Annotated in this window: 16 protein-coding genes, 1 tRNA gene and 2 riboswitches; of the genes, 10 read left to right on the top strand and 7 right to left on the bottom strand. The window is 57.5% G+C overall.

Annotation, left to right across the window (positions count from 1 at the left end; genetic code table 11):
- Positions 1-44 precede the first annotated feature (44 nt).
- Positions 45-905: a rhomboid family intramembrane serine protease gene (locus ACLTXB_RS08925; RefSeq protein WP_302668695.1), complete on the bottom strand. Its 861-nt coding sequence runs from the start codon at positions 903-905 to the stop codon at positions 45-47.
- Between the two features lie 231 nt (positions 906-1,136).
- On the opposite strand from ACLTXB_RS08925, the gene ACLTXB_RS08930 reads away from it, so the two are divergent.
- From ACLTXB_RS08930 to deoC, 3 genes are all read left to right on the top strand, one after another.
- Positions 1,137-2,381 carry an adenosylhomocysteinase gene (locus tag ACLTXB_RS08930; RefSeq protein ID WP_428226715.1) on the top strand — a complete coding sequence of 415 codons (1,245 nt, stop codon included), beginning with the start codon at positions 1,137-1,139 and terminating at the stop codon, positions 2,379-2,381.
- A 51-nt stretch (positions 2,382-2,432) separates the two neighbouring features.
- Positions 2,433-2,532: riboswitch (SAM riboswitch) on the top strand.
- A gap of 73 nt (positions 2,533-2,605) precedes the next feature.
- Positions 2,606-3,793, top strand: coding sequence for a methionine adenosyltransferase (gene metK / locus ACLTXB_RS08935; protein ID WP_008981817.1), 1,188 nt, complete (start codon positions 2,606-2,608; stop codon positions 3,791-3,793).
- A gap of 209 nt (positions 3,794-4,002) precedes the next feature.
- Entirely contained in the window at positions 4,003-4,656 is a 654-nt protein-coding gene (deoC, locus tag ACLTXB_RS08940; RefSeq protein ID WP_428226716.1) for a deoxyribose-phosphate aldolase, read from the top strand.
- A gap of 71 nt (positions 4,657-4,727) precedes the next feature.
- Here deoC and ACLTXB_RS08945 read toward each other — a convergent pair whose 3' ends face one another.
- A complete protein-coding gene (locus tag ACLTXB_RS08945; RefSeq protein ID WP_428226717.1) occupies positions 4,728-6,044 on the bottom strand; it encodes a sodium-dependent transporter in 1,317 nt (438 codons plus the stop codon).
- 135 nt (positions 6,045-6,179) lie between these two features.
- A complete protein-coding gene (locus ACLTXB_RS08950) occupies positions 6,180-6,713 on the bottom strand; it encodes a hypothetical protein (RefSeq protein WP_428226718.1) in 534 nt (177 codons plus the stop codon).
- Positions 6,714-6,949: 236 nt separating this feature from the next.
- Between ACLTXB_RS08950 and leuS the strand changes: the two genes are divergently transcribed.
- The 3 genes from leuS to ACLTXB_RS08965 all read left to right on the top strand — a co-directional run bounded on the left by leuS (position 6,950) and on the right by ACLTXB_RS08965 (position 10,012).
- A complete protein-coding gene (leuS, locus tag ACLTXB_RS08955; RefSeq protein WP_428226719.1) occupies positions 6,950-9,373 on the top strand; it encodes a leucine--tRNA ligase in 2,424 nt (807 codons plus the stop codon).
- A gap of 223 nt (positions 9,374-9,596) precedes the next feature.
- Positions 9,597-9,779: a 30S ribosomal protein S21 gene (rpsU, locus tag ACLTXB_RS08960; protein WP_008981822.1), complete on the top strand. Its 183-nt coding sequence runs from the start codon at positions 9,597-9,599 to the stop codon at positions 9,777-9,779.
- 157 nt (positions 9,780-9,936) lie between these two features.
- Positions 9,937-10,012, top strand: a tRNA-Ala gene (locus ACLTXB_RS08965).
- A gap of 108 nt (positions 10,013-10,120) precedes the next feature.
- Here the strand turns inward: ACLTXB_RS08965 and ACLTXB_RS08970 are convergent.
- Positions 10,121-10,933 carry a M15 family metallopeptidase gene (locus ACLTXB_RS08970; protein ID WP_428226720.1) on the bottom strand — a complete coding sequence of 271 codons (813 nt, stop codon included), beginning with the start codon at positions 10,931-10,933 and terminating at the stop codon, positions 10,121-10,123.
- Between the two features lie 188 nt (positions 10,934-11,121).
- Positions 11,122-11,199, top strand: a riboswitch (NiCo riboswitch).
- An 89-nt stretch (positions 11,200-11,288) separates the two neighbouring features.
- On the opposite strand from ACLTXB_RS08970, the gene ACLTXB_RS08975 reads away from it, so the two are divergent.
- The 4 genes from ACLTXB_RS08975 (at position 11,289) to ACLTXB_RS08990 (ending at position 15,682) form a co-directional block, all read left to right on the top strand.
- On the top strand, positions 11,289-12,188 hold the full coding sequence (locus ACLTXB_RS08975; protein ID WP_110440098.1) for a cation diffusion facilitator family transporter: 900 nt from the start codon (positions 11,289-11,291) through the stop codon (positions 12,186-12,188).
- Between the two features lie 125 nt (positions 12,189-12,313).
- The gene (locus ACLTXB_RS08980) at positions 12,314-12,985 is read left to right on the top strand and encodes a polyphosphate polymerase domain-containing protein (protein ID WP_428226721.1); all 672 of its coding nucleotides are present in this window, start codon (positions 12,314-12,316) and stop codon (positions 12,983-12,985) included.
- A 30-nt stretch (positions 12,986-13,015) separates the two neighbouring features.
- Positions 13,016-13,687, top strand: a complete 672-nt coding sequence (locus tag ACLTXB_RS08985) for a DUF4956 domain-containing protein (RefSeq protein ID WP_428226722.1) — start codon at positions 13,016-13,018, stop codon at positions 13,685-13,687.
- 15 nt (positions 13,688-13,702) lie between these two features.
- Positions 13,703-15,682 (top strand): CotH kinase family protein, encoded by a 1,980-nt coding sequence (locus tag ACLTXB_RS08990; protein WP_428226723.1) that lies wholly within the window; start codon positions 13,703-13,705, stop codon positions 15,680-15,682.
- A 92-nt stretch (positions 15,683-15,774) separates the two neighbouring features.
- Here ACLTXB_RS08990 and ACLTXB_RS08995 read toward each other — a convergent pair whose 3' ends face one another.
- From ACLTXB_RS08995 to ACLTXB_RS09005, 3 genes are read right to left on the bottom strand one after another with little or no spacing between them, the layout of a single operon-like run.
- Positions 15,775-17,313, bottom strand: coding sequence for a glycine betaine ABC transporter substrate-binding protein (locus ACLTXB_RS08995; RefSeq protein ID WP_428226724.1), 1,539 nt, complete (start codon positions 17,311-17,313; stop codon positions 15,775-15,777).
- Positions 17,310-17,939 (bottom strand): ABC transporter permease, encoded by a 630-nt coding sequence (locus tag ACLTXB_RS09000; protein ID WP_110440101.1) that lies wholly within the window; start codon positions 17,937-17,939, stop codon positions 17,310-17,312. The genes ACLTXB_RS08995 and ACLTXB_RS09000 overlap by 4 nt, the downstream gene beginning before the upstream one ends.
- 6 nt (positions 17,940-17,945) lie before the next feature.
- Positions 17,946-19,058, bottom strand: a complete 1,113-nt coding sequence (locus ACLTXB_RS09005) for a betaine/proline/choline family ABC transporter ATP-binding protein (RefSeq protein ID WP_428226725.1) — start codon at positions 19,056-19,058, stop codon at positions 17,946-17,948.
- Positions 19,059-19,180: the final 122 nt, after the last annotated feature.

Raw genomic sequence — 19,180 nt, forward strand, 5'->3', positions numbered from 1 at the left:
CGCATAAAAATAGCCGGCCGCCAATGGCGGCCGGCTTACCTGTTTTATTGTACGTGTACGTGGTCGTTGATGTGTTTCATGCAGTAGCAGTAGTAGCCGTTGCACTTGGAGCAGTAGCGGAACTCCATGTTGGGGTCGTCTGCGTCGGTAATGCCGCACACAGCGCACTTGTGGAGGTAACCCTTCCGCTGCTGAACTTCCTTCTGGGCCTTTTTGAAGTTGATGGTCTGGGGCCGGGCCTGATAGGTCATGCGGCCGGTTTTCCGGCGCACGATGTTCATCAGATCGTCCCAGAAGAAGAGAAAGTAGTTCAGAATGGCCACCACAGGAATGAGGGCATAGCCCCAGGCCCCCAGCATCAGGTAGCGGATGATATCAAACAGGAACAGGGCTGCGTCCAGCCAGGCCAGCCACTTGACTTTCAGAGGCAGAATGCCGTAGAGCAGCACCTGCATCTCCGGGTACAGAGTGGCGAAGGAGAAGAACATGGACATGTTCACATAGTACATGGTGACGCTGGTCTGGAAGGCAAAGCCGATGATGAGGTTGAGGATGGCTCCCAGGAAATAAAATACGGTGAACCGGGTGGAGCCCCACTGGCGTTCCAGGGCGTTGCCAATGTAGTAATAGAACAGAGTGGTCATGGCAAACCACAAAATGGAGAACATATCGCTGGAGCTGTAACCGCTCACCGGCACAAACAGGAAGGTGATGATCCGCCACACCTCGCCATGAAGGACTGCGCTTGGATAGAACATGCACAGCAATGTGGCGTAGCCGCGGGAGAACATATCCAGCAGGTAGATGAGTACATTGCCGATGACAATAAACTTCATCAGATTGGGAATGCCAAAGCGGGGATGTTTGTAACAGAAGCGGTCCAGCCAGCGGGAAATGGCCTTCATGGACAGCCCTCCTTTTTATCATCAATAAAATTGCCGCAGAGACGGCAGAAATGTCCAGAGAGCATTGTACCCGTTTTCTATGGAAAAGTCCATGACGAAAGTGTAAACATTTTCCCGGGGAAGTGGGGAATAAAAAGTTGTGCTTTTCCTGAAAAGGGGAATATGATAGAATAAGTAAGAATGTGGGCGGCTTTGGCCGCTTTTGAATTTATAGAAAAGAGCGAGGAAGCTATGAGTATTGTAAAAGATATGTCCCTGGCCCCCTCGGGCCTGCAGAAGATCCAGTGGGTGCGTGATTTTATGCCCGCCCTCAGCGGCATTGAGGAGCGTTTCCGCAAGGAAAAGCCCTTTGCCGGATTGACTATCGCCGTGTCGGTCCATCTGGAGGCCAAGACCGCCAACCTGGGGCTGGTGCTCCGGGAGGGCGGAGCCGATGTGCATCTCACCGGCTGTAATCCCCTGTCTACCCAGGACGATGTGGCCGCCGCTATGACCCACCTGGGCGTGGATACCTACGGCGTTCACGGCGTCACCCCCCAGGAGTATGAGGACCTGCTGGTAGAGACCCTGAAGTGCCGTCCCCACCTCATCGTGGACGACGGCGGTGACCTCATCTCTCTGCTGGGCGGGCGCTGCGCCGATTTGGGTGAGCGGCTCATCGGCGGCTGCGAGGAGACCACCACCGGTATCCACCGCCTCATTGCCCGGGAGAAAGCGGGCATCCTGCCCTGCCCCATGATGGCGGTGAACGACGCCAAGGCCAAGCACTACTACGATAACAAATACGGTACCGGCCAGTCTACCTGGGACGCCATCATGCACACCACTAACCTGATGGTGGCGGGCAAGACGGTGGTGGTGGCTGGCTACGGCTGGTGCGGAAAGGGCATCGCCATGCGGGCCAAGGGCATGGGTGCCCACGTCATTGTCTGCGAGGTGGATCCCTTCAAGGCGCTGGAGGCCACCATGGAGAACTTCCAGGTCATGCCCATGGACGAGGCGGCCAAGGTGGGCGACCTGTTCGTCACCGCTACCGGTTGTAAGGACGTGATCGTGGACCGGCACTTTGCCGTCATGAAGCACAACGCCATCCTGTGCAACTCCGGCCACTTTGACTGTGAGGTGGACGTGGCCGCTCTGGCTGCTGAAGCGGTGGAGCGCTTCCCCCGCCGGGAGGGCATCGAGGGCTTCCGCCTGAAGGACGGCCGCATCCTCAATGTACTGGCTCAGGGCCGGCTGGTGAACCTGGCCGCGGGCAACGGCCACCCCGCCGAGATCATGGACATGTCCTTTGCGGTGCAGGCCCTCTCTCTAGAGTGGCTGGCCAAGCACCGGGACGGCCTGGAGAAGAGGGTCTACCAGGTGCCCGACGAGATCGACGACCAGATCGGCCGGGTGAAGCTGGCCGCCATGGGCCTCTCCATCGATACCCTTACCCAGGAGCAGAAGGACTATCTGGCCGGCTGGGAGGCATAAACCTATTGACAAAGGCGGAAAAACTGATATAATCCATCTGTACAACTGAAAACCTTATCAAGAGCGGTGGAGGGAACGGCCCTATGAAACCCGGCAACCTGCGTAAGACGCAAGGTGCTAAATCCGGCGGCAGTGTATCGAAAGATGAGGGTGCTTAGACGATAAAACGCTCCGCCAATGCGGAGCGTTTTTTTCACCCCCCAGAAAAAGAAAGGAAAAAGATTATGGCAAAGAAACTGTTTACCTCTGAATCTGTAACCGAGGGGCATCCCGATAAGATCTGCGACCAGATCTCCGACGCGGTGCTGGACGCGATGCTCGCTCAGGATCCTCAGGCTCGTGTGGCCTGCGAGACCACGGTGACCACTGGTCTGGTCCATGTGATGGGCGAGATCACCACCAGCTGCTATGTGGACATCCCCAAGATCGCCCGGGACGTGGTGCGGGACATCGGCTATGACCGCGCCAAGTTCGGCTTTGACTGTGACACCTGCGCGGTGCTCACCTCCATTGACGAGCAGTCCCCCGACATCGCCATGGGCGTGGACAAGTGCCTGGAGGCCAAGGAGGGCGAGCAGGACGACGGCCTGGACAACGGCGCCGGCGACCAGGGCATGATGTTCGGCTACGCCTGCGACGAGACCGAAGAGCTTATGCCTCTGCCCATCACCCTGGCCCAGAAGCTGGCCATGCGCCTGACCCAGGTGCGCAAGGAGGGCAAGGTGGACTACCTGCGCCCCGACGGTAAGACCCAGGTTACCGTGGAGTACGACGAGAACGACAAGCCTCTGCGTGTGGACGCGGTGGTCGTCTCCACTCAGCACAGCCCCGAGGTGGAGCTGAGCCAGATCCGCCAGGATATGATCGACCTGGTCATCCGGCCCATCATCCCCGCCAGCCTCATGGACAATGACACCAAGATCTACGTTAACCCCACCGGCCGCTTCGTGGTGGGCGGTCCTCAGGGTGACTCCGGCCTCACCGGACGGAAGATCATCGTGGATACTTACGGCGGCAGCGCCCCCCACGGCGGCGGCGCCTTCTCCGGCAAGGATCCCACTAAGGTGGACCGTTCCGCCGCTTACGCCGCCCGCTGGGTGGCCAAGAACGTGGTGGCCGCCGGTCTGGCCTCCCGCTGCCAGGTGCAGCTGGCCTACGCCATCGGCGTGGCTCAGCCTGTCTCCGTGCGGGTGGACACCTTCGGCACCGGCCGCGTCTCTGACGAGGATCTGTCCGACGCGGTGCAGCAGGTGTTTGACCTGCGTCCCGCCGCCATCATCCGGGATCTGGATCTGCGCCGTCCCATCTATCGCCAGACCGCGGCCTACGGCCACTTCGGCCGCAGCGACCTGGATCTGCCCTGGGAGCGCACCGACCGCACCGACGCCCTGCTGGCCAAGGTGCAGGCATAAACGAACTGGAAAAACAAGGAATAATCTGTGCTGGTTTCGGCTATCCTTTCAGGGTGGAAGTGACCGGCCGTGCGGGCCGGAGGGGTTCTTCGGCCCGCTTTTTGTCAGTTTTTGGGCTGGACAGACGAGGGCGGCGGGAGTAGAATAAACCTGCATCAGCGCTTCTGTGTGGGACCCGGTCCCACTTCTGTGTAAGGAGGAAACGACTTATGGATCGGAAAGAAATTCTCAGCCGGGTAGACCATACCCTGCTTGCGCAAGACGCCACCTGGGAGCAGGTGAAGGTTATCTGCGATCAGGGTTTGGCCTGTCAGACCGCCTCGGTGTGTATCCCGCCCCGGTATGTTAAGCGGGCGGCAGACTATGTGGGCAACCGCCTGAAGATCTGCACTGTTATCGGCTTCCCCAACGGCTATTCCACCCCCGAGGTGAAGGTCTTTGAGACCGAGGACGCCATCCGCAACGGTGCCGACGAGATCGACATGGTCATGGACATCGGTCTGGCCAAGTCCGGTGACTGGGAAGGCGTGCTGGAGGAGATCAAGGCGGTCAAGGCATCCTGCAAGGGCCGTATTTTGAAGGTCATTGTGGAGGCCTGTCAGCTGACCCAGGAGGAGAAGATCGCCGCCTGCCGGATTGTCTCCATGTCCGGAGCCGACTTTATCAAGACCTCCACCGGCTTTGCCCAGGGCGGAGCTACCGTGGAGGATGTGAAGCTGTTCCGGGAGCACATCAGCCCCGACATGCGCATCAAAGCCGCCGGCGGCATCCGTACCTTTGAGCAGGCCCAGGCCATGCTGGATGCCGGCGCCGACCGTATTGGTGCCAGCTCTCTGGTGGCCCTGTACCAGAAAAACAGCTGAATCAATTTAAACACAAAAAAATCCCCGCTGGGAAGATTCCCAGCGGGGATTTTGTATCTTTGAGTATTTGATCAGCCGATGCCGCCGTAGTAGATGCCAAGCACCAGCACTGCCGCCGCTACGATCACGTAGAAGTAAGCGATGACGTCGAAGCTGCGGCCCAGGGGCTTCTTGCGGCCCAGGTTCAGTTCGGCCTTGATGTCCTTCATGCCCAGGATGAAGTAGATAAACACCGCACACAGCAGAGCGCCGAAGGGGGCGATATAGATGGTCACGGTGTCCAGCCAGGCGCCCATCTTGGGCAGGGCCTCCAGGAAGATGGACACGCCGAAGACCACCACGGCGATGACACACACCGCCAGGCGGCGGGAGAACTTCAGCTGACTGGAGAGAGCCTCGCTGCAGGCCTCCATCATGTTGATGAGGGAGGTGATGCCCGCAAAGAAGACGGACACAAAGAAGAATACCGCAAACAGCCGGCCCATAGGCATGCTCTGGAACACCTGAGGCAGGGTGACGAACATCAGCGGGGGGCCGGAGCTGGGGGAGATGCCGAAGGCGAACACCGCCGGGATGATGGCAAAGCCGGCCAGCAGGGCGGCGATGGTGTCCAGAATGGCGGTCATCACCGAGTGGTGGATGATGTCCTCCGACTTCTTCATATAGCTGCCGTAGATCAGCATGCCTGCGCCGTTGATGGACAGGGAGAAGAAGGCCTGTCCCATGGCCATGACCCAGGTCTCAAACTTGCCCAGGTAGCTCCAGTCGGGGGTGAGCAGGTAGAGGTAGCCCTCCCAGGAGCCGGGGAGGAAGGCCACGCGGATGGCGATGATGAAGAAGAGAATAAAGAAGGCGGGCATCATGAACTTGCTGATCTTCTCGATACCGTCCTTCACGCCCATCAGCAGTACCGCAGCGGTGAGAACCACGGCGATAAGATGCCAGGGAATGGAGCCGAAGTCCACGGCCATGGCGTCAAAATAGGCCTGGGGCTCGTTGGTGAGCACTGCACCGGTGAGAGAACCCACCGTGTATTTCAGCACCCAGCCTACCACCACCGAGTAGCCGATGGCGATACCCAGTACGCCCAGCAGGGGCAGAATGCCGATGATGGAGCCGCCCTTTTTTCCCCGCTTTTTCAGCACGTAATCAAAGGAGCCCGACGTGCCCGTTCCGGTGAGACGGCCCAGGCCAAACTCGCCCGACAGGCCTACATAGCTGAACAGGGCCACAAAGATAAAGTAGGGCACCAAGAAAGCGCCGCCGCCATATTGTCCAATTCGATAGGGGAACAGCCAGATATTTCCCATGCCTACCGCGGAGCCCACGGCGGCCAGAATAAAACCGGCTGAGCTGGCGAACTGCCCGGCAGTTCGTTTATGTTCCATTTCTGATCCTCCTTCTTTCGTCGCGTTGATGCTTTACAGCGTCAAAGCGGCGAAGTACAGTGTCCTTCTATTATAGCGTAGGAATCGGTTCTGTCAAGTCCGGAGGAGAGAGAAAGAGGCAAACAGAGGAAAAGATCAGGCTGGGGAAGGGACAAACACGCCCTGGCGCACGGAGCGCAGGCCCCGCAGAGAGCAGAAATCCACCGGGCGGACCAGATCGGGACATTTGCCCAGCTCCGCCGCGCCGCTTTCCTCTAGCAGACTGGCCACAAACTGAGAACAGAAATAGTGGTGCTCCCGGCGCAGAGGCTGATGGAAGTAGCAGCTCAGTGCACCCAGCAGATTATAGTGGTATTGCTCCCAACGGGCGTACATGGAAGAAAGCTGTTGTTTCAGATGGTTATAGGCCTGGGAGGAGACCTCCAGCTCACATAGACACCAGGGCGTCTCCCGGCCGCCCATGGGACTGCCGTCCAGCCGCTCCTGGACCAGTCCGGCCGGCAGGGCAAAGCGGGGGTCCAGACGGCCAAAGCTGTAAAAGGGGCCGGCGGGACCGTCCAAACCGATGGAGGCATGGGTGTAGCAGTCGTCGGTGGCCAGGTGAATGAGCCGGGAAAACCAGGTCCCGGAACGGGTGAGGAGAATATATACCGTTTTGGTCTGCGTCATATGGACCCCGTCCTTTCTGGATTCAGAATAGCGGACAGGATATAAATTCCATGGAAGAGGAAATTAAGATTTTTATAAAATTGGATTTGAGAATCCTGAATTTTCCCTCGAAAGTCCAGGAACCGGGCGAGCTGTATGGAAGCCCTTGCAATCTGGACAAATTGCGGGTATAATGTTACGGTCTCAATATATAAGTGCCGACTGGCGCGGTAAAAATACAGGAGAGCGTGATTGATTTGAAGTACGATTTCGCGGCCATTGAAAAGAAATGGCAGAAAAAGTGGCTGGAAGAGAAGACCTTCGCCTGCCACACCGGTGACACCGACAAGAAGAAGTTCTATGCTCTGGTGGAGTTCCCCTACCCCTCCGGCCAGGGTCTGCACGTGGGCCATGCCCGGCCTTACACCGCCATGGACGTGGTGGCCCGTAAGCGCCGCATGGATGGCTACAATGTGCTGTTCCCCATGGGCTACGACGCCTTCGGTCTGCCCACCGAGAACTACGCCATCAAAAACCATATCCACCCTGCCAAGGTGACCCACGATAACATCCTGAATTTCCGCAAGCAGCTGCAGATGCTGGGCTACTCCTTTGACTGGGACCGGGAGGTCAACACCACCGACCCCAGCTACTACAAGTGGACCCAGTGGATCTTCCTGCAGCTGTATAAGCACGGCCTGGCCTATAAGACCACCATGCCTGTGAACTGGTGCACCTCCTGTAAGTGCGTGCTGGCCAACGAGGAAGTGGTAGAGGGCGTGTGTGAGCGCTGCGGCGCCCCCGTCATCCGCAAGGAGAAGAGCCAGTGGATGCTGAAGATCACCGAGTACGCCCAGCGCCTCATCGACGACCTGGACGATCTGGACTTCATCGAGCGTGTCAAGATCCAGCAGAAGAACTGGATCGGCCGCTCCACCGGCGCCGAGGTTACCTTCAAGGCCACCACCGGCGACGACATTGTGGTCTACACCACCCGTCCCGACACCCTGTTCGGCGCCACCTATATGGTCCTGTCTCCCGAGCACAAGTTTCTGGACAAGTGGATGCCTCTGCTGAAGAACGCCGACGAAGTGAAGGCCTACCAGAAGCTGGCCGCCTCCAAGTCCGACCTGGAGCGTACCGAGCTCAACAAGGAGAAGACCGGCGTGTGCCTGGACGGCGTGAAGGGCATCAACCCCGTCAACGGCAAGGAGATCCCCATCTTCATCTCCGACTACGTCCTGGCTACCTACGGCACCGGCGCCATCATGGCCGTGCCTGCCCACGACGACCGTGACTGGGAGTTTGCCAAGAAGTTCGGCTGTGAGATCATCGAGGTGGTCTCCGGCGGCGAGGATGTGCAGAAGGCCGCCTTTACCGCCAAGGACGAGACCGGTATCCTGGTCAACTCCGACTTCCTCAACGGCCTGACCGTCAAGGACGCCATCCCCGTTATCACCAAGTGGCTGGAGGAGAAGGGCATCGGCCACTCCAAGGTCAACTACAAGCTGCGTGACTGGGTGTTCTCCCGTCAGCGCTACTGGGGCGAGCCCATCCCCATGGTCTATTGTGAGAAGTGCGGCTGGCAGCCCATCAGCGAGGACCAGCTGCCCCTGCTGCTGCCCGACGTGGAGAGCTATGAGCCCACCGACGACGGCGAGTCTCCCCTGTCCAAGATGACCGACTGGGTGAACACCACCTGCCCCTGCTGCGGCGGCCCTGCCAAGCGGGAGACCGACACCATGCCCCAGTGGGCCGGTTCCAGCTGGTATTTCCTGCGGTATATGGACCCCCACAATGACAAGGCCCTGGCCTCCAAGGAGGCTCTGGACTACTGGAGCCCCGTGGACTGGTACAACGGCGGCATGGAGCACACCACTCTGCACCTGCTGTACAGCCGGTTCTGGCACAAGTTCCTCTATGACATCGGCGTAGTACCTACCAAGGAGCCCTATCAGAAGCGCACCTCCCACGGTATGATCCTGGGTGAGGGCGGCGAGAAGATGTCCAAGTCCCGCGGCAACGTGGTCAACCCCAACGACGTCATCGAGCAGTACGGCGCCGACACCATGCGCACCTATATCATGTTCATCGGCGACTTTGAGAAGGCTGCCGCTTGGTCGGACAACGGTGTGAAGGGCTGTAAGCGCTTCCTGGACCGTGTGTGGAACCTGGCCACCGAGCAGGAGCACACCGGCGATGAGTACTCTCAGGTCAACGAGGTGGCTGTCCACCGTGCCATCAAGAAGGTGTCTGAGGACATCGAGGCCATGAAGTTCAACACTGCCATCGCTACCCTGATGGCCCTGGTCAACGACTTCTACGCCAACGGCGCCAGCCGGGGCGATATGAAGGCTCTGCTGCTGATGCTCTCTCCCTTTGCCCCCCACATGTGCGAGGAGCTGTGGGAGATGGCGGGCTACGGCGGCCAGGTGTGTCTGCAGTCCTGGCCCACTTATGATGCGGCCAAGACCGTTACCGCCACCACCCAGATGGCAGTTCAGGTGGGCGGCAAGGTCCGCGCCAACATCATCGTGCCCACCGACAGCAGCGACGAGGAGGTCGTGGCTGCCGCTCTGGCCAACGAGAAGATCGCCCGCATGGCCGAGGGCATGCAGCTGGTGAAGTCCATCGTGGTCAAGGGCCGTCTGGTCAACCTGATTTTTAAGCCGAAGGCGTAATTGCGGCCCGCAGGCCACCCGCGCGCCATCAAGGGTGCTTGGTCAATCTGATTTTCAAGCCCCAGGCCTGATGGTGCATCGTGCCGTTACAAAAAATTCAAATTTGCAGAGCAAAGAAGAACTTGACATTTGACAGAAAGTCAAATATAATGGTTCTGTTAAAGCCATACAAATGGCCCTTTCGTGGCAGAAAATCTGCCACGCCGGAGGGAGGGAAATATAAATGTCGGAAGTCCGTGTAAGAGAAAACGAGTCTTTGGAGAGCGCTCTGAAGCGCTTTAAGCGCAGCTGCGCCAAGTCTGGCGTGCTGGCCGAGGTTCGTAAGCGCGAGCATTATGAGAGCCCCAGCGTGAAGCGCCGCAAGAAGTCTGAGGCTGCTCGTAAGAACCGCAAAAAGTATTACTAATCAGCACATCGAAACGCCGCAGCGCTGCACAGCGCTGCGGCGTTCTTTGGTTTTTGAAAAAAACGAAAAAACTTTCTTTTTATGCTTGACAAGTGAGCGGGTATCTGGTATTATAAGCCCTGAGCTGAGGCCAAGAGCCAAAGCGACAAGAAAATATGGGGGTATAGCTCAGCTGGGAGAGCGCTTGAATGGCATTCAAGAGGTCAGCGGTTCGATCCCGCTTATCTCCACCAAACGTCCTGAAATCAAACGATTTCAGGACGTTTTCTTTTTTAAAAATTGAAAGTGATCTGAGAATAAACAGCCGCCCTTCTCCTGCATAGAGAAGGGCGGCTGAAGTTTTAAGAGAAAGAGTCAGGAACGGCTTTTGCAGTGGCTCCCACATATTCCTCCAGACAGATCCCGGCCTGGGTAATCACTTTTGCGGCTTCCACACCCACATAGCGGTAGTGCCAGGGTTCGTAGATAATGCCAGTTAAATCGCTTTTCTCTTCCGGATAGCGGAGAATAAAACCATACTCCCAGCAGTGCTCCATCAGCCATCGTTGGACCGGTGTGTCCTCCTGGGAGCTCTCCAGGATCTGATAGTTTTGATCCACAATGTCTACCGCCAGCCCTAGCTGGTGCTCGCTGGTGCCGGGCAGGGCCACTATGGTGGCGGCCATGGACTCAGCCTCTTTTCTGGAGTAGCCCTGAGCAAGAAAATCGTTGACCTGGGCGTCATACAGTCCCTGCTGGGTCTCCTGGGTACGGTAGGAGGAGCAGATGAGAGGGGATAGGCCGGCAGCCCGGCAGTCATCCATCATCGCCTGCAGGGCCTCCGCGCACCGCTGATCTACTGCCTGGCCGGATTCTACCTGCTTCAGAGAGATGGAATAATCCTCCGGAAGAGGGTTCCAGGGATTGACCAGAGTCAGATTCCAAACATGGGTATCATCGGGAGCCTTCCAGTGAGAGGTGGTTCGAGAGATGGAGACGGACAGGGAGGATTTTGGCAGCCAACCTGTTAGAGGAAGGATACGGGGATGGGCGCAGCTGCCCAGCAGAAGAGATGCCGCACAGCCAAAGCCGAGCAGCAGCACCAGCGAGCGCAGCGCCAGACTGCGGGGGTGGCGGTGCTTGGAATCGATAGAAGAGGCAAAATTGTTGTCCATAGAGTTGCCTTCCTGTTCTTTGGTAAGGAAAAATAGATGCAGAGAATCTCCTTTGGGGACAATTTTATTTTAACACAAATGGATAAGCCTGTACCATACGAAAAGTGTGAACTTTTTTTGACAAGGGATGCAGTGACCAAAGGGAAGAGGAGGGCATAGACTGAGGGTGAGAACATGGTTGGGGCGGCGCGCCCCATACGGAACAGGCCGTAAAGGAGCCGGGCCGCTGCGGCGGCAGCAGATGGTGAGGCATCTGTGGGACAAAAATATGTTCCATGGGTGTCTTTGTGTACCCCCTGGAACAGGCTAAACAGATGAATGCCACAGCAATATGTTCCAAATGGGAGGTAACAGTATGGATCAAAAAAGCGGAGAAGCCAGAGCAATACGAGTTTCAGTTGTCACGATCCTGGGCAATGTGGTGCTGACCATTCTGAAACTGGCTGCGGGATTGGTGGCCCATTCCGGGGCAATGGTGTCTGACGCTGTCCATTCCGCATCCGATGTGCTGAGCACTTTTGTGGTGATTGCCGGTGTCAAGCTGGCGGGAAAGGAGGCGGACCGGGAGCACCCCTTTGGCCACGAGCGGTTTGAATGTATGGCTGCCATCCTGCTTGCCTCTATGCTGGCCGTGACAGGGCTTGGAATCGGCTGGACCGGAGTGGGAAACATCCTGGGAGGCGCGGACGCCTTGCCCATTCCCGGGCGGGTGGCACTGGCGGCTGCGGTTCTCTCCATCGTGTCCAAGGAGGCTATGTACTGGTACACCAGAGCGGCGGCCAAGAAGCTGAACTCTCCGTCTCTCATGGCGGATGCGTGGCACCACCGCTCCGACGCGCTGTCCTCTGTGGGCAGTTTTGTGGGGATCTGCGGAGCGAGGCTGGGCATCCCGGAGCTGGATCCGGCAGCCAGTGTGGTGATCTGTCTGTTTATTTTGAAGGCGGCCTGGGACATCTTCCGGGATGCCGCGGCAAAAATGCTGGATACCGCCTGTCCGGAGGAGATGGAGGAGGAGATGCGGCAGACTGCGCTGGCCCAGCCGGGGGTATTGGGTGTGGACCGGCTGCAGACCCGGCTGTTTGGCAACCGAATCTATGTGGAAGTAGAGATTGCTGCGGATGGGGAAGTCCCGCTGGCTGAGGCCCATGAGACGTCGGCGCAGGTACATCATGCCATGGAACGCCGGTTCCCTATGGTAAAGCACTGTATGGTCCATGTGAATCCACGCATCGTTGCCTCCAAGCGGCTACCATAGGAAAGCGTGCAAAAAAAGAGGCTGAGAGCGGAGCAGGTATATCTTGCTCCGCTGATTTTATATTCTCTAAGCTTGAACTAAGGTTGACAGAGTATACTAGCCACCTATGGAAAGGAGGCCGCGAAATGGAGTTTCGTCACGAGTGGAAGCACGAAATCAGCTACTCTGACCTGTTGGCCCTCCGTGCCCGCCTGGGAGCGGTGCTGGAAGGGGACCAGCATGCGGTAAACGGGAGCTACCAGATCCGAAGCTTGTATTTTGACAATCTGGCGGACAAAGCTTTGAGGGAAAAGCTGGATGGAGTAAACAGCCGGGAAAAATTTCGGATCCGGTACTACAACGGAGATCTGTCCCAAGTTTTTTTGGAAAAAAAGAGTAAGTACAGCGGTCTGTGCAGCAAAGAGCAGGCCAGGATGAGCTGGGAAGAGGTCCAAGCCGTAGCTGGCGGAGATGTTACCAGGCTGGCAGACAGCAAAGAGCCCTTGGTCCGGGAATTGTGCTTCAAAATGACCACCCAGGGTCTGCGGCCCCGGACGATTGTGGACTATACCCGGGAGCCCTTTGTCTACGACCCGGGGAATGTGCGGGTGACCTTGGATTACAACATCCGTACTGCCATGGGAAACACGGATTTTTTAAATCCGGACTGCGTAACCATTCCAGCGGGGGACGCTCCCGCCATCCTGGAGGTAAAGTGGGACGGCTTTTTGCCTTCTCTGATCCGAGACCTGGCCCAGGTACCCAGAACTCACACCTCGGCCTTTTCCAAATACGCCGCCTGCCGGATTTACGGGTGAGCGCGAACAATCAAGAAGGAGCAGAACACAATGACTTTTCAAGACATCTTCAAATCCAGCTTCCTGGAGAACATGACCAGCGTTACCCTGTTGGATATGGCCCTGGCACTGGTGCTGGCCTTTGCCCTGGGTATGTTTATTTTCCTTATCTACAAAAAGACCTTTGCCGGGGTGATGTACTCCTCCAGCTTCGGCGTGACTCTGGTGGCCCTGACTATGATCACCACGCTGGTTATCCTGGCGGTCACCTCCAATGTGGTGCTGTCCCTGGGCATGGTGGGTGCCCTGTCCATCGTCCGTTTCCGCACCGCCATCAAAGAGCCACTGGACATTGCCTTCCTGTTCTGGTCCATTGCCGCAGGTATCGTGCTGGCGGCGGGACTCATCCCTCTGGCTGTATTCGGCAGCGTATTTATTGGTGTGTTCCTGCTGATTTTTGCCAACAAAAAGTCCCATGTGAATCCCTATATTGTAGTGCTCCGCTGTGACGGACATGAGAGCGAAGCGGCAGCTACGGAATTTCTGAAGGAAAAGGTCCAGCGCCTGACCGTCAAGAGTAAGACAGTCCAGAAGGGAGCCGTGGAGCTGAACCTGGAGGTGCGGATGAAAGACGAGAATACTGATTTTATCAATGACCTCTCCGAGATGCAGGGAGTCGCCAGCGCCGTGCTGGTCAGCTACAACGGAGACTATATGGGATAAAGAAAGGAGCAGACCATGTCGACCCATAAATACATGGACAAGATCTGCTGCCTGGCTCTGCTTTTAGCCTTGGTGGTGACCGGAGTCTTTCTAAACGCTCCCTCCTTAGGTATCCAGGCGGCCTCCACAACCCAGGGATATGAGAGCCGTCTGTTTGACACGTCAAGGGTCCACACCATCGACATCGTTATGGATGATTGGGAGGGGTTCCTGGAGGGCTGTACCGACGAGGAGTACGAACTGTGCTCGGTGGTCATCGACAACGAGAGCTATAACAACGTAGCCATCCGGGCCAAGGGCAATACCTCTCTGACCCAGGTGGCCAGCTATGGAAACGACCGATACAGCTTTAAAATTGAGTTTGACCACTATGACAGTACGATCAGCTACCACGGCTTGGATAAGCTCAGTCTCAACAACATCATTCAGGACAATACCTATATGAAGGACTACCTCACCTATCAGATGATGGGTTATTTCGGCGTGGACGCCCATTTGTGCAGCTACGTGTATATTACCGTCAACGGGGAGGACTGGGGCCTCTATCTGGCGGTGGAGGGGGTGGAGGAGTCTTTCCTGGAGCGCAACTACGGCAGCGACTATGGAGAGCTCTATAAGCCTGACAGCATGAGCATGGGCGGCGGCCGGGGCAACGGCGGAGAATTTGATCTGGAGGACTGGATGGACGATCAAAGCGGCGAAGAGAGTCAGAATACCCTTCCGGACCGACAGGCCATGAAGGGCCAACGGCCAGACGGTATGACGCCGCCGGATACTGGGGAAGAAGTGCAGTCTGACACAGAAACTATGCCCCAAGATATGCCGGGCGCAGTCCCGTCTCAGGATGATGCCTCGGACAGTCAGACCACAGACCCGGCTCAGACGGATAAACAGTTCGGTGGCCGGGGAGGCGGTATGGGCGGTTCCATGGGCAGCAGCGATGTATCCCTTATCTACACCGATGACGACTACGACAGCTATTCCAATATCTTTGACAACGCCAAAACCGACATCACCGACGCCGACAAGGACCGGCTCATCGCCTCTCTCAAGCAGCTGAATGAGGGTGAGAATATTGAGAGTGTGGTAGATGTGGACGAGGTGATCCGCTACTTTGTAGTGCACAACTTTGTGTGTAACTTTGACAGCTACACCGGCTCCATGATCCACAACTACTACCTCTACGAAGAGGACGGTCAGCTGTCCATGATTCCCTGGGACTATAACCTGGCCTTTGGCGGCTTCCAGGGCGGACAGGATGCCACCTCCATGGTAAACTACCCCATTGACACCCCGGTATCCGGCGGGACCGTGGACTCCCGGCCCATGTTGGCCTGGATTTTTGAGAGTGAAGAGTACACCCAGCTGTACCACCAGTACTTTGCGGACTTTATTTCCTCCTACTTTGACAGCGGTTATTTTACCCAGATGATGGCCCAGACAAAGCAGCTCATTGCCACCTACGTGGAAAAAGACCCCACCAAATTCTGTACCTATGAGGAGTTTGAGACGGGGGTGGAGACGCTGGAGCAGTTCTGCCTGCTGCGGGCTGAGAGCGTCCAGGGCCAGCTGGACGGGACCATCCCCTCCACCTCTGACGGCCAGGCGGAGGACAGCAGCGCTCTGGTGGATGCCTCGGAACTGAGCATTTCGGACATGGGTACCATGAACAATGCCATGGGCGGCGGGATGGGCGGACCTATGGAGCGGGAAGATATAAGTGCTCAGCCCCAGGGGGAGGAAGTGCCTTCCGGCGGCCAGCCATTCGATCTGCCTGTAGGGGAAGACTCAGCTTCCCTGCCGATGGACGGCAATGTTCCTGAGCGTCCCCAGGCCAACACCGCAGCAGAAAGCGGACAAGATCCTATGAAACTGGAGATGAAAGGGGAAAATCAGAGCGCTTTAAACCGCGAATATGGAGTCCTGCTGGCAGCCAGCGCCGCAGTGCTCCTGGCAGGCCTGATTCTTGCGTGGAGATATCGAAAGCGGGCCTGATTTCCCCGGCAGCAGAATAAACGCGCCTCGTGCCAGTTTAAACACTGACACGGGGCGCGTTTTGCACATTTTGATTGCAGGGTGTGGAAGAGTTACTGCTCCAGCAGACCAGCTTCCACCAAAAAGTCCCGGGCTACCTGGTCTACCGGCTCCTGCTCCACGTCCACCCGGTAGGTGAGCTGGCTCATAAGCTGGTCGGTAAACTTACCGTTGAGCAGGGACAGGGTTTCCTCCAGATCAGGGGCCTGTTCCTCAAAGCGCTCAAATACATCGTTGCGCACCAGAATGGTGCCGTAGTAGTCGGGGAAGAAGTGCAGGTCATCCTCCAATACAGTAAGGCCCGCCCGGATGTTCAGACCGTCGGTGGCGTAGACGACTATCACATCATAGGCTCCCTGCTCAATGGCAGTGTACTTGAGCATGATGTCCACCGGGGTGGCCTTGGCAAAGTTCAGGCCATAGAACTGAACGAAGGGATCATACTTCATACTGCCCGCACTGGTGAAGAAGTCAGACTCGGCGCCGAAGCGCAGCTCGCCGGCAACAGGAATCAGATCGCTGATTTTTGTGGGATGATAGGTGTCCATCACATCCTGGGTCACACCGATGGCGTAGGTGTTGTTTACACCGATTTTTCCCATGAGGCGGGCGTCATACTCCGTATTCATCTTCTCGTTGACAAAGTTATAGAGTGTCTGCCCATCGGGGATATCGGTGGTGTCCAGACCCATGATGGTGGTCAGCAGGGTGCCGTCCCAGGTGTACATCAGGTCACAGCTGTGGTCCTGGCCTGTCATAGCATTGAAGTTGTTGACAGCCGTCATCTGATCCTTGATGGTGACGGTGAGGTCGTAGCGGTCCTCCACCAGCTGCTTGATCATGCTATTGACCAGCTGGACCTCGGAGAACTGCCCCTCGTAGAGAACCAGGCCGTCCTCCTGCTGAGGCAGGAAGGTCCACACGGTAAGAGCCACACAGGCCACCGCGGTCACCGCGGCCACGGCCCGGGTGAGCAGCTTACCGGCAGGGGAGGGGGCGCGGTCGGAGCGGCGGTTCATGCGATGCTCCACCAGGGCCATAATGAGATCCAAAATGAGGGCCATGGCCATGAGCACGCCGGTGCCGCTGAGAATGGCCTTCATATCATTTTGCCGGATGCCGGTGTTGATGATGTTGCCCAGGCCTCCGCCGCCCACCATGGCGGCAAAGACCGCCGTGCCGATGGCGTTGACGGCGGCGATGCGCACGCCGGTAAAGATGATGGGGGCGGCCAGGGGAATCTCCACCCGCCGCAGCTGGTACATGCGGGTCATGCCCATGCCGGTGGCCGCCTCTTTCAGGGCGGAAGGCACCTGGTTGAGGCCCAACACCGTGTTGCGCACGATGGGGAGCAGGGAGTAGAGGGCCAGGCCCACAATGACGGTGGGCTTTCCGGCGCCCATAAATACCATGATGATACCCAGCAGAGCCAGGGCGGGGGTAGTTTGAATGAGGTCTACCACCCGGAGAATGATCTTGCCCGTCCGGGGATAGAAGTAGGAGAGTACACCCAGGGGGACGCCGGCGATGAGGGCAAAGAGCAGGGCCACAATGACCATGGACAGGTGCTCAAAGATCACTTGGAAGGTCACAGGTCCCCACCCCCTTTCCGCATGCCACGGGGCACGGCCCGGCGCTGAAGGGCGTCCACCAAAGAGCCCAACACAAAGGCCAGGATGGCGGCGGGAACGGCGCCCAGAAGGATGAGGCCGTTGTCATTGGCGCTGACGCCTGCGTAGATAAAGGTGCCAAGGCCTCCTTGTCCGATCATGGCGGCCAGCACCGCCCAGCTGACGGTGTAGACGGTGGACATACGCAGTCCGCCGATGATGGTGGGCAGAGCCAGAGGCAGTTCCACCCGGACGAGACATTGGATGGGGCTCATACCGCAGCCCTTGGCTGCCTCAATATACTGCCCCTCCACCGAGGAGAGACCGGCGTACGTATTTTTGAGGATGGGAAAGGTTGCGTAGATGGACAGGGCGATGAGAACGGTGATAGGCTGCATGCCCAGAACCAGAAACAGCAGGCCCACAAATACGACGCCGGGGATGGTGTTGAAGATAGAGAGAATGGGTAAAATCAGCTTGGACAGGTTTTTCGGCAGGCGAGAGAGCAGAATGCCAAGCAGCACGCCCAGCACAAAGCCTACCGCTACCGAGACAAAGGTAAAACCCAGATGTTCCAGCAGAGCCTTTGGTAAGTCGTGGAATGTCACTCTGCCTCACCCCCAAAGCTGCTCTGCCATGGCGGAGGCCATGCTGGTTTTGGTGATGATGCCGGCCACTTGTTCTCCGTCTCCCAGCACCACGAGGTAAGGGGCGCCGCTGGAGATGAGCTGGTCAAAGCAGTCCTTGGCGTTATCCTGGGCGTGGACGGTGGGAGTGTTGCAGCGGATGAGGGGCTGAATGGTCTTGACCACGTGGCCGGTGAGACGGATGTCGGCGATGGAGACTGTGCCCTGATACTTGCCCTGATCGTCTACCACCAGCAGGGTGTCTACATTGTGGCGCTGCATTTTGCTGACGCACTCATTGATGCCGCGGTTGGCGGAGACGGAGTAAACGCCGGTGCGCATAAAGTCGGCGGCAGTGAGGTCGTTGGGGGAGTTGGTTTGAATGAACTTGCCCAAAAAGTCCTGGATCTGCCCGGTAGCCGGGTGGGCCAGCATTTCCTCCGGGGGAGCCATCTGTACGATCTTGCCGTGGTCCATAAAGACGATCACGTCGGCCAGATCCAGGGCCTCCTCCATGTCATGGGTGACAAAGACGATGGTCTTGTGCAGCTTCTGCTGAAGGTTGCGCACCTCCTGCTGCAGGGAGCGGCGGGTCATGGGGTCCAGGGCGGAGAAGGGCTCATCCATCAGGACGATGGGGGGCGAGGCAGCCAGTGCCCGGAGGATGCCGATGCGCTGCTGCTGACCGCCGGACATCTCGCTGGGGTATTTATGGGCGTACTGCTCATAGGGGAGATTGACCATCTCCAACAGATGTCGGGCGATGCGGTCGCACTCCTCTTTACTGTATTTCAGCAGAGTGGGAACCACGCAGATGTTTTGGGCCACCGTCATATTGGGGAACAGGCCGATCTGCTGGATGACATAGCCGATATGCCGGCGCAGATCCACCTTGTTCTTGGTGGCGATGTCTTCGCCGTCCAGATAGATCTTTCCGCTGGTGGGCTCGATGAGACGGTTGATCATTTTCAGCGTGGTGGTTTTGCCGCAGCCGGACGGGCCGATGAGCACGGTCATTTGACCGTCCGGGATCTGAAAGCACAGATCGTGCAGAATCTGCTGGGAACCGTAGGCCAGGGAGACATGTTCAAACTGAAGCAAATAGGTACCTCCTTTGCGCTAGCGCGGCAGAACCGGAACACGCAAAGGTGGTCATGCTGCGCTACAATGGGTGAAAAGGAACAACAAAAAGCGGATAAAAAGTATTATGTAAATATTATAAA

The organism is Flintibacter sp., from assembly GCF_046973065.1.